Genomic DNA, 14,935 nt, shown 5'->3' with positions numbered 1-14,935 from the left:
ATGAACGATTCACCGAATATTAACATCACGCTACCCGATGGTAGTGTGCGCGAATATCCAAAAGGGGCAACCGGTATGGATATAGCGCTGAGCATCAGCGAAGGACTAGCTCGAAATGTACTGGCTACCAAAGTAAATGGAGAAGTTTGGGATGCTACGCGCGCCATTGAATCCGATGCTGAGATAAAGCTACTTACATGGAATGACGACGAAGGCAAGTCTACGTTCTGGCACTCTTCGGCTCACCTGCTGGCCGAAGCGCTGGAAGCGCTGTATCCGGGTGTTAAGTTCGGAACCGGTCCTTCTATCGAAAGAGGATTTTACTACGATGTAGATTTGGGCGAACATTCCATTTCTCAGGAAGATTTCCCGAAGATCGAGGCAAAGATGCTGGAATTGGCCCGTCAGAAAAACGAGTACATCCGTAAGCCTATCAGTAAGTCTGATGCTGTTACCTTTTTTACCGAGAAGGGAGACCATTATAAGCTCGAGCTGATTGACGGACTGGAAGACGGCTCTATTACTCTCTATACTCAAGGGAGCTTTACAGATTTGTGCCGCGGACCCCATATACCCGGTACCAGCTTTATCAAAGCCGCCAAGATTACGAATGTGGCGGGTGCTTACTGGCGTAACAACCAGGAGAACAAAATGCTCACCCGTATCTACGGCGTTACTTTTCCAAAGCAGAAAGAGCTGGATGAGTACCTGACATTGCTCGAAGAGGCTAAAAAGCGGGATCACCGCAAATTGGGGAAAGAACTTGAGTTATTTGCTTTCTCCGAAAAGGTAGGTCAGGGTTTGCCCCTTTGGTTACCTAAGGGAGCCATGCTGCGCGAGCGCCTGGAAAGCTTCCTGCGTAAGGCCCAGCTAAGAGCGGGGTACCTGCCGGTTGTAACACCTCATATAGGTAGCAAAGCTCTGTACGAAACATCAGGCCACTGGGAAAAATACGGCAAGGACTCATTCCAGCCTATCCGGACTCCCGATGCCAATGAGGAGTACATGCTCAAACCCATGAACTGCCCTCACCACTGTGAGATATACAAGACCAAGCCCCGCTCCTACCGTGATCTACCATTGCGATTGGCTGAGTTTGGTACCGTGTACCGCTACGAGCAGAGTGGTGAGCTCCATGGACTGACCCGGGTACGTGGTTTTACTCAGGACGACGCTCACATCTTCTGCCGACCCGATCAGGTGAAAGAAGAGTTTATCCGGGTTATCGACCTGGTACTATATGTATTCCGTACCCTGGGCTTCAACGATTACAGTGCTCAGATATCGCTGCGTGACCCGGAGAATAAGCAGAAGTACATAGGCAAGGACGAAGACTGGGATAAGGCCGAGCAGGCTATCATCGAAGCTTCGGCCGAACGTGGACTGTCTACCGTTACTGAACTAGGTGAGGCGGCTTTCTACGGTCCTAAGCTGGATTTCATGGTTCGTGATGCCCTGGGTCGTAAGTGGCAGCTGGGTACTATTCAGGTTGATTACCAACTCCCGCAGCGCTTCAACCTCGAGTACACAGGCTCTGACAACCAGAAGTACCGTCCGGTTATGATTCACCGGGCACCTTTTGGCTCCATGGAGCGTTTTATAGCTATACTGATTGAAAACACCGCCGGTCAGTTCCCGCTGTGGTTGTCACCCGATCAGATCGCTATTTTGCCTATTTCTGAGAAGTTTGCCGACTACGCTGACGAAGTATTCTTCAACCTGCAGGATCACGACATCCGCGGATTTGTTGATCACCGCGATGAAAAGATAGGCCGTAAGATCCGTGACGCCGAAGTTACCAAGGTACCTTACATGCTTATTGTAGGCGAAAAAGAAGCGGCAGAGGGTAAAGTATCAGTACGTCGGAAAGGAGAAGGTGACTTGGGCTCGATGACCATTGAAGAGTTCGCTACCTACTTCCAGCAGGAAATAAAAAATATTCTGGCAACTTTTTGACTTTCTGCTAGTAATCAAATATATAGGCATTAATTTTGTAATTAACATTGGTTATATCTTATAATTCACTAAAAAATAGTACTCACCAAACCCGTAAATATGGCATTAAGACCCCCACGTCGAGTTAAAGTTGTTGAAGAGCCTTATCGTATTAATGAGCGTATAACAGCCCGGCAGGTTCGTTTGGTTGGCGATAACGTAGAGCAAGGCGTTTTTGATATCAATAAAGCAAGATCAATTGCCGAAGCTCAGAATCTGGATCTAGTAGAAATTGCTCCCACAGCATCCCCACCGGTATGTAAGGTGACTGACTACTCCAAGTTCAAGTACGAGCAGAAAAAGAAGCAAAAAGAAATCAAAGCCAAAGCGCAGAAGGTTGTTATCAAAGAGATCCGATTCGGTCCCAATACCGACGACCATGACTTTGAATTCAAACTCAAACATGCCATCAACTTCTTGAAAGAGGGTTCTAAGGTGAAGGCTTATGTACACTTTGTAGGTCGTACCATCGTATTTAAAGAACGTGGTGAGAACCTGCTGAACCGTTTCTCAGCAGAATTAACTGAGTACGGCAAAGTAGAAATGGAGCCTAAGCTGGAAGGAAAGCGTATGACCGTTATTCTGGCTCCACTACCTCCCAAATCAAAATAATAGTTAATATTCCTAAAATCGTGTGGCAGAGCCCAAAAGCTTCTGCCACACGATTTTTTATTTAATGAATAAATACGTAATTTTGCGGGCTGTTTTATTTTTATTAACCATTTAGACGTTTTTATCATGCCTAAAATGAAAACAAATTCAGGCGCCAAGAAGCGTTTCAAGCTGACCGGCACTGGCAAAATCAAGCGTAAGCACGCGTTTCACAGCCACATCCTGACCAAGAAGTCCAACAAGCGTAAGCGCGGACTGGTACAGACTGGTATAGTGGATGAGACTAACGAGGGCCGCGTACTTGCTCTTCTGGCCGTTAAATAAGGCCCCCTTTTATTATTTAATAATTGGTTTTTCGTTCAACCCGATTGTCGGTTCCAAAGTAAGTCTCTCTATAAAGTGAGCACCGACCGTCAAAAAACAGGTATACTATGCCACGTTCAGTAAATCACGTAGCGTCACGTGCAAGACGCAAGAAAATTATGAAAATGGCCAAAGGTTACTTTGGTCGTCGTAAGAATGTATGGACCGTAGCGAAAAACGCCGTTGAGCGTGGATTGCAATATGCTTACATCGGTCGTAAGCAAAAGAAGCGTAACTTTCGTGCTCTGTGGATTCAGCGTATCAACGCCGGAACCCGTGAGAATGGAATGTCATACTCAGCATTCATCGGTAAACTTAATGCCTCAGGTATCACGCTGAACCGGAAAGTACTTGCTGACCTGGCAATGAATCATCCGGATGCTTTCAAAGCGATCGTCGAAAGAGTTAAATAAAACAGCGAATCCCCACTCCGGTGGGGATTTTTTTTGCTCCCTCTCCCCGATTGATAACAAAGTAGTAGTTATTGATAGTTATTGATACAAGTTACTCGCCCAGCCTTAAGCTGAGCAGGTGGTACTAATCAAAACAACACTACTTATGTTAGATCAACTATTCAATCTCGTACAGGACCAGTCGCAGGATGCCGTCGTGAATAACCCGGCCGTTCCTGATAAGTATAATAAGGATGTTATGCAGAGCCTGATGGGCTCTATTACGGGTGGTATGCAGCAGGAGGTACAGAAGGGGAATCTGGATGGGGTTATGGGGCTCTTATCCGGCCGTACTGTACAGGGCAACAGCACCAGTATGATGTCCAATCCAATTGTAGCTTCAATATCCCAGATAGCTACAACTAACATCATGCAAAAATTCGGCTTGTCACCTGCCATAGCCAATGGAATCGTAGCGGCCGTACTACCGCAGGTCATGAGCCGCATGATCAACAAAACAAGTAATCCGAATGATTCGAGCATGGACTTCAACAGTATTCTGGGCGGTCTGATGGGCGGTGGTAGTGGCAGCGTCAATACGAGCTCAGCTCCTTCGCAGGGTAAGGGTGTAAACTTCAATGAAATAGGCTACGCTATGGCAGACGGCAAACTGGATATGAACGACCTGAAGCGTGTGGGAGGAAGTCTGTTTGGTGGCAACTCTGCCCAGTCCGGAGGTAATCAGGATAGTGGTAGTTTGGGTGGATTACTGGGCGGTCTTTTCGGAGGAAAATAACCTGCACTTACAGCTCAAACCTGTCAGTTTATCTAAATAAGAAGGAAGTATTCTGTCAACTTGTCCAGCATCTGGACTGTAATTGATAGAGTATTTTCTTTTTGTTTTTTGATGAGGACATACAATCTCAAAGCTCTTCCTCCTGTACCTCACTGATTGTAAGTCAATTCTACCAGCACAATCTACTACCAGCCTACCTTCCTATAGGTTTATCGGTACTATATGACATCAGCCGGATTCTTCTTCAAAGCAGTATGTCATCAGGGTTAAGAATTACAAAACCTATATAGCAGCACTCTATCCTAACCATACATTCTAAGTCAGACATTATGTCAATTTGTCAGAGCAAAAGGATACTGGTTCTATTGGTACGGGCTTTTTGGTAAGTACCAGTATATTATCGAACAAGCATAAACACGTATATACAATGGGAAAAATTATTGGCATTGACTTAGGAACGACCAACTCCTGTGTAGCTGTCATGGAAGGGAACGAACCCGTAGTGATCGCTAACAGCGAGGGTGCGCGTACAACTCCATCTGTGGTAGCATTTATGGACAATGGAAATGGTGAGCGTAAGGTAGGTGCCCCGGCCAAGAGACAGGCAATTACCAATCCTAAGCACACTATCAGTTCCATCAAGCGCTTTATGGGTAAGCGTTATGATGATGTATCTAGTGAAATGAAAACCGTGGCCTATGATGTTGAAAAAGGCCCTAATAATACACCTCGGGTTCGTATAGGCGATCGCCAGTACACCCCACAGGAGATCTCGGCCTTCATCCTGGTGAAGATGAAGCAAACGGCTGAAGACTATCTGGGACAGGAAGTAAAAGAAGCCGTTATTACAGTACCTGCTTACTTCAACGACGCTGAGCGACAGGCTACCAAGGAAGCCGGACAGATCGCCGGTCTGGATGTAAAACGCATCATCAACGAGCCTACTGCGGCTGCCCTGGCCTATGGTCTTGACAAGCAGCACAAGGACATGAAGATCGCTGTATTTGATCTGGGTGGTGGTACTTTTGATATTTCTATTCTCGAATTGGGTGATGGTGTATTTGAAGTAAAATCAACCGATGGTGATACGCACCTGGGTGGTGACGACTTTGACCAGGTAATCATCAACTGGCTGGCGGATGAATTCAAGAAAGACGAAGGTGTTGACCTGACTCAGGACCCGATGGCCCTGCAGCGTCTGAAAGAAGCCGCTGAAAAAGCTAAGGTAGAAGTTTCAAGCTCTACCCAAACTGAGATCAACCTTCCGTACATCTTCCCGGTAAATGGTATCCCCAAGCACCTGGTACGTACGCTTACACGAGCTAAGTTTGAGCAACTAGCTGATAACCTGTTCCAGCGTATGATGGAGCCTTGCCGCCGGGCTATGAAAAATGCCGGAATGAGCAACGGTGATATAGATGAAGTAATTCTGGTGGGTGGTTCAACCCGTATCCCTAGAGTACAGGAAGAAGTAGAGAAATTCTTTGGCAGAAAGCCATCAAAGAGCGTCAACCCTGATGAGGCTGTAGCCGTGGGTGCCGCTATTCAGGGTGGTGTACTGACCGGTGAAGTAAAAGACGTACTTCTGCTTGACGTTATACCTCTTTCGCTGGGTATCGAAACACTGGGTGGCGTATTCACCAAGCTGATAGAATCAAATACTACTATTCCATCCAAGAAAACAGAAACGTTCTCTACCGCTGCTGACAACCAGCCATCCGTAGAGATCCACATCCTGCAGGGTGAGCGCCCAATGGCTACGCAAAACCGTACACTGGGACGTTTCCACCTATCGGATATTCCGCCGGCACCACGCGGCATTCCTCAGATCGAAGTAACTTTCGACGTAGATGCCAACGGTATTCTGAACGTATCTGCCCGTGATAAGGGTACTGGTAAAGAGCAGAAGATACGTATCGAGGCTTCCAGCGGTTTGACCGATGCTGAAATTGCCCGTATGCGCGAAGAAGCGAAGGCCAACGAAGCGGCTGACAAAGCGGAGCGAGAAAAGATTGAAAAGATCAATGCTGCTGATACGCTGATCTTCTCTACTGAGAAACAGCTGAAAGAGTACGGCGATAAACTGTCTGCCGGCAGCAAATCAAATATAGAAAGTGCACTTGGTGAACTGCGTACTGCACACCAGAGCCAGGATCTGACTGGTATTGACTCAGCTATGGAGAAACTGAATGCCGCATGGCAGGCTGCTTCTCAGGAGATCTACGCCGCAGGTCCACAAGAAGGTGCACCAACCGGTGATGCTAACGGAGCCACCAATGGTGCTGCCAACGAAGGCGCTACCAGCGACGACAACGTTACTGACGTGAACTTTGAGGAGGTGAAATAATTCCCCTTCTGCTCTTGTAGAATCCTCACCACGTTGTTGGTGGGGATTTTTTTTTACCGAATTCCACTGAATTGTGAAAAAATGGTTACATCTGGAGCCTACTACCCTCATTCTCAGTCATGGTATTGTTTTTTAACATTAGAGAAGTAAAAATGAATAGCTTATGAAACCAATTATTAATTCACCGGAACTAACGTATTTGTCGCCCACGACGAGAGAAAGAGCCCTGATTATAGCTCAGCAGCTCGTAACAAGCCAGCGTTTGTCACCCAAGGAAGCTGTTTCTATGGCTATTTCAATGGCAAAAAATTGGGCAGTTAAGAATGTTAACCGCCGCGTCTGGAAACGTCTTAAATCTGCTGACAAAGAGTAAGTATGAGCGTAACCAGTAAAAAGTTTGATAATCAGGTAGCCATTGTGACGGGAGCAAGTAGCGGTTTGGGAAAGGCATGCGCGATTCATCTTGGAAGCCTAGGAGCCAAGGTAGTTGTTAACTATCGAAGTGGTAAAGAAGAGGCTGAGGAAACAGTAAAGGAAATAAAACAACGTGGTGGTGATGGTCTGGCAGTACAGGCGGATGTTAGTAAAGAGCAGGATATACTGAATCTCTTTAAAAAGACACTGGATACTTTTGGCCGTCTGGACATCCTGGTAAGTAATGCCGGAATGCAGGTTGATGCACCATTTCTGGATATGACCCTAGAGCAGTGGCAAAGGGTTATAGATGTGAATCTGACAGGTCAATTTCTCTGTTGCCGTGAAGCATCAAAGATCTTTATCAGGCAGGGTCGGGAAATGGCTGCTGAGGAGAAAAGTCAGAATGCTATTGGAAAAATAGTCATGATGAGTTCAGTACATGATATAATTCCCTGGGCCGGTCATGTAAATTATGCGGCCTCAAAAGGAGGATTATTAATGTTCATGAAGTCCATCGCTCAGGAGCTGGCTCCTTACAAGATCAGGATTAATGCTGTGAGTCCGGGGGCCATAAAAACTCCTATTAATAAGGAGGTATGGTCTGATGAAGAAAAATATAAAGAACTCCTGGAGCTGATTCCCTATCAGCGAATAGGAACACCCGAAGATGTAGCCAAAGCGGTAGCGTGGTTAGCTTCTGATGAGTCAGATTACATCCATGGCGATACGCTGTATATTGACGGTGGAATGACATTATATCCGGCTTTTTCGGATAACGGTTAACGGCTGGGCACTGAGGATGAGTGTATGAGTGATTATGAGTGAACAACCAGTCGTTTTAAAGCCTTGGCAAATTTTAGTCAAGGCTTTTTTTTGTGCCTTTACATACAAACTGGACTCTAATTTCTGTGTACCTCTTCTATATTGATATGAACACCTACCTTTAACTATTTCCTTTGATAGAATCAAGCCCTTAAGCTACTAGAAACTCCTTGTCCAGAACTCATCCATAAGCAAATAGAGCAAATAACGTCAAAGCATTTACAGTCTTATAGGTACACTGCATTGTAGTTCATTAAAGCAAATCTCACTATTTCAATACGCACTTTACGTAACTATTTTATATAATTAACAGGTACCTCCATACACTAGCAGCTAAGTTTATCATCACTCTTAATACAGCAGAAGCCCCAGCAACTATGGTCGCTGGGGCTTCTAAACTAATACTGATTATTGCTAAATATACTTATCGTAATGACATGGAGGTTTTACCCTGGGCTGCCTCTTTTTTCAGTTTTTCATTAGCCACAATCACTACTTCAACCCGACGGTTCTGCTGACGTGCTGTTTCGGTATCGTTATTTGTAACGGGTTGATTTTCTCCATAGCCAATAGTCTGCAAACGCTTCCGGGGCACATTGGATGAACGCAAATAATCCGCAACTGCTTCAGCCCTACGAGCTGACAAGCGCTGGTTATATTCATCACTACCTTTGCTGTCGGTGTGCCCTTCGATCAGAATTTCGGTATCCTCGTATTTTTTAAGAACCTCAGCCATCCGATCCAGATTAGCACGTGTTTCGGTAGTGACCTTATCTGAGTCGAATCCAAACAGCAGGCCCGAGTCGAAGGTCATCTTGATCCCTTCGCCTACACGCTCTACCTTGGCTCCTTCTACTTTTTGCTCAAGCTCTTTAGCCTGCTTATCCATATAGACACCGATAAGAGCACCGGCCGAGCCTCCCACCGCAGCACCAATGATGGCCCCAACGGCAGTGTTACCTGATCTTCTACCAATTACGGCTCCGGCGGCACCTCCGGTAGTAGCACCTATTATCGCGCCTTTTTCCTGTCTTGAAAACTTGCTGTTCTTACAGCCAGTAATAGTGGAGCCGATTATTAGTACAGCCGCCGATAATACAAAAGTTACTTTTTTCATAGCTTCATACATTTATTAACACCAGGCGTGTTATAATCAAAAAATTGCAAATCCAAGGGTAGCCTGCCACAGGTTACCTTTACGCATCAACTGCGAGTTCAGATTTGAGTCACTGGTCTTGATGACATTGCTTAGGTTGCCTTCGTAGCGCAGGTCCAGGCTAAGATTACCAATATCAAAACCTACCCCTGCCTGGTACCCAAGCGCCGCCCGGTTAAGATTATCACGGGCTGATTGTGCACCTATCTCATTCAGGGCCTCTCGCAGGCCCTGGTTCTGTGCAACCTGTAAGGAAGCAATCGGACCAGCATTGAGACGAAGTACTTCTCCGATTTTAATACCTAATAGTACAGGTACGTCAATATTAGTAAACCGTACATCTACCTGGTTCTGGTCATTGGAGATACCATCTCTATATACATTGAAAGTCCCCCCCTTCTGTGAGAATAGTAACTCAGGCTGAATAAATAAGGTATTACCAAAACGAGCGTAAGCCCCCCCTACAAAACCGGTAAGACGAGTTTCGTTATTCCCTATACGTATGGAGGGATCATTGGTATTGTACACATCCTCACCTCGTAGGGTAGATAGATTAGCTCCACCTTTCAGTCCTAATTTGAACGAGCGTTGTGCCATAGACACACTAACCGACATAAGCAGTGCAATGGCTAATAGATAAATTCTTCCTGCTTTCATAAATTACATTATAAGTTTAGTGTTATTACCACACAAGTAAATATCTATTCCATGTTTAGTATTTTTGGACTGTGAGAGGGTACGGCCAGTGGGCTAACTACTTAAAATATAGCCACAAACTTCGTATAGCGCATATAGTTCACCACCTCCTCCCCCTTATAGCTTGGACTTTTCTTAGGTACTGATTCTAAAAAACAAGCGGGGAAAATTGTGAAAAACAGGGGAAGTAAGTACCCACCTTTCTGCCGGGTAGTACATCAATCCAAATGGAATGTCTTTAGTAGTTGTATTATTGATACTATAAAATAAAGTCATGGAGAAGCCAATATATATACATAAGGAGCCGGAATTAGCTTCCACTCTGAGCTCAACCCGAGTGTGGCAAGTACTTAATCTGGTAGGATTTGTCCTGATGGTAGTAGTGAACTATCTGGCCAACGCGGTACCTATCAATGGTCAGACTACGGGTGCGATCTCTGACAAATACCCTAATTTATTTGTACCCGCCGGCGTAACGTTCTCTATCTGGGGAGTCATCTATCTGGCACTGGGGGCCTATACGGTGTATCAGGCATTACCGCTTATCGGCAAGAGGAAGGACGATGCCAATCTTATTACCAACAGTACGAGTGGCTGGTACTTCTATACCACCCTGCTCAACGCCTCCTGGATACTGGCCTGGCACTACGAGCTCTTCCCGGTTTCGCTGGCTATCATGCTGATGCTTCTGGTGAGCCTGTTACGGATCAACTTCGGGCTGTATAACATACAGCCTTATCTGACCAAGACAGGCAGTTTTCTTACCAAAGCTTCGTTCGGACTTTATCTGGGTTGGATTTGTATAGCTACCATAGCCAACATGACAGCATGGTTGGTAGCTATTAACTGGGAAGGCTCCGGACTTGCACCCGAAACCTGGGCATTTATCATGATTCTGATTGGGATGCTGATTGGATGGTATACTTCCGGGGCTTTGTCTAATGGATATATCGCTCTGGCTGTAGCCTGGGCTCTGACAGGTATCTACCTCAAACGCTCGGAGGCCCCTGACGACCATACCAGCTTACTGTATCTATCAAGTATAGGGGCTGTGCTGTTGGCACTGTATGCGATGTACTCCCTATTCTTTTCCCATCAGAATCGAAAAAGGCTTAGCCACTCCACCGGAGAGTAGTGGTATCAGAATATAATAGGACACTTAGTACCTGACCTTCTGGACCGGCCGGGCATATTCACCCTTTGAGACCGGTACTTAGGCTTCTTATCCCGCTTGATCCCAAACTTCTTGGGTTCATAAGGCATCAGTTTAAAATCGTACTCTGGTATGAAGTAGTCTTCGGCGTAGGTGTCAACGGGCAGAGGCAGATAGTGCCGTCCCGGAAAGTACAGGGTATCGTACTCGTAGTCATAGAGGTATATTGTTACGAATCCGTCCCGGCTGTACTTGATACCAATGTCTGAATAGGGGCCATCGTCTCTGGCGGAGGCTACGGCTTTGGCCAGTTCTTTATGCTTACCATTTTGAAGCAAAGCCATATTAAATTGAAATACCTTATGGGACGAGTCTATCCCCAGGGCTACTCCCATGTAGTATTTAGCGTCCTTCATCCGCTCCATACCAGCGTATAGCACGCCTGTATTATTAAGAGCGCTTTTATCCTGATGTATCCTATAGCTCTGCTGCGCCTCATCGTACTTTTCCCAGTACCGGTATACATTGCCTTGATTAACGTTGTAAAACTTACGACTGGGCGCCATACGCATAGCTTCGTTAAAGTCACTTTGAGCCTGCTGGTATTGGATATCAGCGTCCAGACGCTGCATTCGCTGCTCATGCCGGTTACCAAGGTATGCCTGCACTATCCCCCGGTTATTGAGGAGGTAAGGTACAGTTGGGTTAGCCTTAATCAAACTGTCGAACAGGGCAACAGATTTATCCAGCTGATCATTTTCCAGAAGTACTACCCCCCAACCATTATGAGCCTTGAGATTGGTGGGATTCAGTCGAACAGCTTTCTTGAATACATCGTAACTCTTGGTAAACATGTCGAAGTGCATGAGCAGGTTCCCGTAGTTACTCCACATCCGGTCGTAAGACTTCTCATAGTTAAGGGCCTTACTCAGATACTGTCCGGCCTCCGAATAACGTCTTTGATCTATCAGTACCCCACTCATACCAGCCAGTGCTTCGTACCGGGCTCCATCCAGCCGGATGGCTTTCTGGAAATCCTGCTGGGCAGCGGCGGCCTTACGGGTGTAGTAGTTGCTGTATCCCCTACTGACGAATACATCAGCCAGGGCGCGGTTATTTTCATCAATAAGCGGTTCGGCTCTGGCAAAATCCTCCAGGGCCAGTTCGTACTCCTTAAGACCGTAATGTACCAAAGCCCGTCCCAGGTAGGCCGACAGATAAGTGCTATCTGCATTTAGTATACGTTCAAAAATACCCTTCGCCTTGGCGTACTCGTGCTTGCTTACCAATACATTGCCCTGCCCACACAAAGCGACCTTGTCGTCTCTGAGCGTGTTAGCTGCCAACTGATAGTAGCGTTGGGAGTCGTTTAGTTGCTGTAATCCATAGTGGGCGTGCCCCAGTCCAAGGTAGGCATTGCCGCGAAAGGCTTTGTCTTCGGACTCAATGTACTGCTCAAATATATGCCGGGCCGCCCCAAACCGGTTCAGCGAAAGCAGCGCATTAGCGTATCGGATCTGGGCTTTGGGGTGCAGCCGGGCTACTTTTTCAAAATCATTAACGGCTCTTTTGTCCTTACCCAGCTGCATCAACAGGTCTCCCCGCTGCAACCGGTAAGCGATCAGCTTGTCCTTTTGCTTGATGGCTGCCGTTAACTCATCGACCGCCTCTTCGGCTCTATGGCTGGCTTTATAAAACAGAGCAGTATTGTAGTTCCATTTACCGGCCGTATTACCATGGGGTGTCTGGGTGGCGTAAGCCAGTCCTTCTTCGTGCAGGCCTTCCAGCCCGTAAGCTACCAGTGCATTCAAGCCAGCATACTTGCTTTCAGGATTATTATTGAGGTCTCCCCGTGCAGCCGGATAGTGGCGGCTTAGCAATCTGATCAGTCCCCGGTTGTAGATGTACCTGGGGTTTCCGTCGGCGGGCTCCATGGACTCCATGAGCCAAAGGCCCTTGCTGTGGCTACCTGCCAGAGTCTGCAGTACCGCTTCATTACTGATTCGCTGTAGGGAGTCGTTACGGTCGTAGTTTATACGATGGTAGGCTTCGTAGGCTTTCTGAAGTTCCATCAACCCTCTGCGATACTCTTTGGTATGCAGCAGAGCCGGGTTATTGTCTTCAAAAGATTGGTTGAAAATTGGTAATAGCCGCTCAAAAATTTGCTGGCACTCCCGAAACTCCTGCGCTGTGCTTCGAGGGCACACGCACAGAAGTAAAAGTCCAGCAACCAAAACATTCCTTAAGTTAATGTTTTCCCTCCCCATGTTGTAATCAACTTCCGACACTCTAACCTACTATAAAATCATATAAATATCAACTTGCAGGCATATCAGGAGGCTTTTTTAGTACTTATGTCCAATTTTTTATTCAATATTCAATATTTATATACTATTATAGGTCGCTACCTGCAAATATAAGCCTGCCTCCTACTTAAGGCGTTTGTCAAACTGTACAGGCGCTACTCCTACTACCCTGGCCAGGTTGTGTTGTGGGTGCAACGGATTGAGCAGATAATTGTATTCGTTGATGGATTGAGCGGAAGGTACTTTAAGAATCCAGCTATCACCGTCGCGAATCCATTCCTCAGTGTAGTCAGCCAAAGCATCGGGATACGGAAAGTTCCACCAGTCCTGCGGCAGTTCGTCAGGGGTCAGGAGTTGTATAGTGGCCCCATCCGGTACTTCAATGGTAACCAGTACCTGATTTTTAGGCAGAATAACAGAATTGGCAAGAACCTCCAGCTTGGCTAGTGACACGTGCTCGGAGGTATAGAGTACCCGCGTACCCCGGCGATGCCAGCGGCCATTGCCGTAGAGGCAGCCGGTAGCCATAAGATCATACGCATAGGTATCCCTGGTAATGCGGTAAAGCAGCATAGATTAGGAGTAGAGACCGTGCTCAATCCGGAACAGGATGTCCATGACCTCTTCGCGACCAAGGGACGAATTGAGTATCTCTACGGGCTTGCGGTTGCCGAGGGCCAGGATCGGCGTATTGAGCCAGAATTTGAGGGCTTCCTCATCTTCAAACACTTCCAGTCCCTTGGCTATGATCGTTGAAAGCTCAATGACCTTTTCGCTCTCTTCGGATGAAAGAGCGGTTTTATTTTTAATCCGGCGCTGAAAGGTACTTTCGGACAGATTCAGCAAGCGGCTAAACTGTTTGTTAGAAAGATCGAGGCGCTGCTGTACACGCTGCGCTACCGAGATAGAGAACCCTTTCTCAGCGGCACGTATAAAATCGAGGGTATTATCCACCCCTACCTGCAGGAATTTCTTTCCTCCCAGTATAGCTACGACCTGACTTACCGATACCTGCATACTATCAAATGATTATTCGAGAACTGTCAATTGAACGTAAATATATTTAAAAAATTTTAAACTCAAAATATCATACCTGTTGTCTACCAGGTAGTAAGCTGTCTGACGAGGTAGAGGGAGGCTTAAAAAAGCGATTAACTTGGGCTTTAATAGCCGTTAACTAACTTGTCGGTGTTAGAAAACTGGATAATTGGCTCAATTAAGCCATAGGGAAGTCCGGACGCTGAATTACCCGCAGGGCCTGATTGATGTGCCGCTGAGTATGCGCTGTTACAAAAATAAGTACATCACCAGCCCGGAACTTAAGCCAGTTGAAAAAAGGAGAGATTACTTTTGACCCTTCCAGGTCCAGCCGGGGCGTTTGTGGGAGCAGCTCCAGATAGAGGTTTTCCAATTCAACAAAACGATCAAATACCGACTCCGGATCAGGATTGGCCCGAGGACGAGCCATGGCTGGTGCCGGTAGTTTCCAGGTAGAGGCCGGATCGAGTGCTTTGAGCATAAGCTTCCCGTTCTGACTCATCGTAAAGCGCTTCTCGGGCGCAGCCGGTACGGTGCGCGGTACATCGTCTACTTTTTTCTGAATCTGCCGGATGTAGTACGTATGGGTCAGGTTGAGGTGGGCCAGGCACTCCGTAATGCTCCAGCTACCAGGCGCAGGCTTCCAGGTTTTCTGGCTATCTGACAGCGGAGCCAATTGATTATCTAAGGTAGCCAGGATGGTCCGATGCTTTTGAGAAAGTTCTTCGACTAAGTCAGCAATTATATATTCGGTTTTCATGAAGTAGTAAATAGGAATAGGTTAAATAGGGTCAGGTATAGTGGGAGTGTCCGGTCAGGCAGATAAAGCTTTATAAAAAAGC

At 46.6% G+C, this 14,935-nt stretch carries 15 protein-coding genes; 9 read left to right on the top strand and 6 right to left on the bottom strand.

Going from position 1 to position 14,935, the window contains the following annotated elements; translation table 11 throughout:
- From thrS to JUB14_RS22110, 8 genes are all read left to right on the top strand, one after another.
- Window positions 1–1,956 carry a threonine--tRNA ligase gene (thrS, locus tag JUB14_RS22145; protein WP_207509008.1) on the top strand — a complete coding sequence of 652 codons (1,956 nt, stop codon included), beginning with the start codon at window positions 1–3 and terminating at the stop codon, window positions 1,954–1,956.
- Between the two features lie 99 nt (window positions 1,957–2,055).
- Window positions 2,056–2,607, top strand: coding sequence for a translation initiation factor IF-3 (gene infC / locus JUB14_RS22140; protein WP_207509007.1), 552 nt, complete (start codon window positions 2,056–2,058; stop codon window positions 2,605–2,607).
- A 126-nt stretch (window positions 2,608–2,733) separates the two neighbouring features.
- Window positions 2,734–2,931 carry a 50S ribosomal protein L35 gene (gene rpmI / locus JUB14_RS22135; RefSeq protein WP_207509006.1) on the top strand — a complete coding sequence of 66 codons (198 nt, stop codon included), beginning with the start codon at window positions 2,734–2,736 and terminating at the stop codon, window positions 2,929–2,931.
- Between the two features lie 107 nt (window positions 2,932–3,038).
- The gene (rplT, locus tag JUB14_RS22130; RefSeq protein WP_207509005.1) at window positions 3,039–3,383 is read left to right on the top strand and encodes a 50S ribosomal protein L20; all 345 of its coding nucleotides are present in this window, start codon (window positions 3,039–3,041) and stop codon (window positions 3,381–3,383) included.
- A gap of 145 nt (window positions 3,384–3,528) precedes the next feature.
- Window positions 3,529–4,158, top strand: a complete 630-nt coding sequence (locus JUB14_RS22125; RefSeq protein WP_207509004.1) for a hypothetical protein — start codon at window positions 3,529–3,531, stop codon at window positions 4,156–4,158.
- A 427-nt stretch (window positions 4,159–4,585) separates the two neighbouring features.
- Window positions 4,586–6,505 (top strand): molecular chaperone DnaK, encoded by a 1,920-nt coding sequence (gene dnaK, locus JUB14_RS22120; protein ID WP_207509003.1) that lies wholly within the window; start codon window positions 4,586–4,588, stop codon window positions 6,503–6,505.
- A 163-nt stretch (window positions 6,506–6,668) separates the two neighbouring features.
- Window positions 6,669–6,878: a hypothetical protein gene (locus JUB14_RS22115; RefSeq protein WP_207509002.1), complete on the top strand. Its 210-nt coding sequence runs from the start codon at window positions 6,669–6,671 to the stop codon at window positions 6,876–6,878.
- A gap of 2 nt (window positions 6,879–6,880) precedes the next feature.
- Window positions 6,881–7,705: an SDR family oxidoreductase gene (locus JUB14_RS22110; protein ID WP_207509001.1), complete on the top strand. Its 825-nt coding sequence runs from the start codon at window positions 6,881–6,883 to the stop codon at window positions 7,703–7,705.
- 463 nt (window positions 7,706–8,168) lie between these two features.
- Here the strand turns inward: JUB14_RS22110 and JUB14_RS22105 are convergent, their stop codons facing one another.
- The gene (locus tag JUB14_RS22105) at window positions 8,169–8,861 is read right to left on the bottom strand and encodes a YiaD family glycine zipper/OmpA-like lipoprotein (RefSeq protein ID WP_207509000.1); all 693 of its coding nucleotides are present in this window, start codon (window positions 8,859–8,861) and stop codon (window positions 8,169–8,171) included.
- A gap of 36 nt (window positions 8,862–8,897) precedes the next feature.
- The gene (locus tag JUB14_RS22100; RefSeq protein WP_207508999.1) at window positions 8,898–9,557 is read right to left on the bottom strand and encodes a porin family protein; all 660 of its coding nucleotides are present in this window, start codon (window positions 9,555–9,557) and stop codon (window positions 8,898–8,900) included.
- Window positions 9,558–9,870: 313 nt separating this feature from the next.
- Here JUB14_RS22100 and JUB14_RS22095 point away from each other — a divergent pair, with 313 nt between their 5' ends.
- Entirely contained in the window at window positions 9,871–10,731 is an 861-nt protein-coding gene (locus JUB14_RS22095; RefSeq protein WP_207508998.1) for a TspO-related membrane protein, read from the top strand.
- A gap of 5 nt (window positions 10,732–10,736) precedes the next feature.
- Here JUB14_RS22095 and JUB14_RS22090 read toward each other — a convergent pair whose 3' ends face one another.
- The 4 genes from JUB14_RS22090 to JUB14_RS22075 form a co-directional block, all read right to left on the bottom strand.
- Window positions 10,737–12,821: a tetratricopeptide repeat protein gene (locus JUB14_RS22090; protein ID WP_229368129.1), complete on the bottom strand. Its 2,085-nt coding sequence runs from the start codon at window positions 12,819–12,821 to the stop codon at window positions 10,737–10,739.
- Between the two features lie 357 nt (window positions 12,822–13,178).
- Complete coding sequence (locus JUB14_RS22085; RefSeq protein ID WP_207508997.1) at window positions 13,179–13,628, bottom strand: RES family NAD+ phosphorylase; 450 nt, start codon at window positions 13,626–13,628, stop codon at window positions 13,179–13,181.
- Window positions 13,629–13,631: 3 nt separating this feature from the next.
- Window positions 13,632–14,072 carry an Xre family toxin-antitoxin system antitoxin gene (locus JUB14_RS22080; protein WP_207508996.1) on the bottom strand — a complete coding sequence of 147 codons (441 nt, stop codon included), beginning with the start codon at window positions 14,070–14,072 and terminating at the stop codon, window positions 13,632–13,634.
- 199 nt (window positions 14,073–14,271) lie between these two features.
- Complete coding sequence (locus JUB14_RS22075) at window positions 14,272–14,853, bottom strand: DinB family protein (RefSeq protein WP_207508995.1); 582 nt, start codon at window positions 14,851–14,853, stop codon at window positions 14,272–14,274.
- Window positions 14,854–14,935: the final 82 nt, after the last annotated feature.

It is taken from the genome of Telluribacter humicola, from assembly GCF_017355935.1.
Taxonomy (GTDB): Bacteria; Bacteroidota; Bacteroidia; order Cytophagales; family Spirosomataceae; genus Telluribacter; species Telluribacter humicola.
The sequence above is the reverse complement of the archived record's forward strand: the minus strand, read 5'-3'. Positions and strand labels throughout refer to the sequence as shown.